This is a genomic window from Mesorhizobium sp. M4B.F.Ca.ET.143.01.1.1 (assembly GCF_004792275.1).
Classification (GTDB): Bacteria; Pseudomonadota; Alphaproteobacteria; order Rhizobiales; family Rhizobiaceae; genus Mesorhizobium; species Mesorhizobium abyssinicae.
Genome location: NZ_SRSR01000189.1, coordinates 1 through 344, shown reverse-complemented (window position 1 = coordinate 344; position 344 = coordinate 1). Strand labels below are relative to the sequence as shown.

At 64.8% G+C, this 344-nt stretch carries 1 pseudogene; it reads left to right on the top strand.

The features are described from left to right. Nucleotides 1-113 precede the first annotated feature (113 nt). Nucleotides 114-344 (top strand): annotated as a pseudogene (locus tag EN786_RS36565) (GNAT family N-acetyltransferase); the annotation flags it as partial.

Here is a 344-nt window from a genome sequence, read left to right as displayed (position 1 = left end):
GGACGACCGGCGGCCCGCAGTCGCGGGCTCGGCCTCCGGCCGGGGTGCTTCTTCCTTCTCCCGTTCAACGGGTAGAAGGTGCCCAAAGGGCGGATGAGGGGCAGCGCCAGTCTATGAGCGATCGCACCAAAATCACCCTTCGCCCAGCCACAGACTCTGACGCCGCCGCCATCGCCAAGGTCCTGCGCGCGTCGCTCAATGCCTTGGACTGGATGCCGGCGCTGCATACTCCGGAGGAAGACCTGTTCTTCATCCGTGACATCCTGTTGCCCAATCAGCAGGTGACCGTCGCCGTCGCCGGCGAACACATCGTCGGCTTCATCGCCGTCAACGGAGAATGGGTC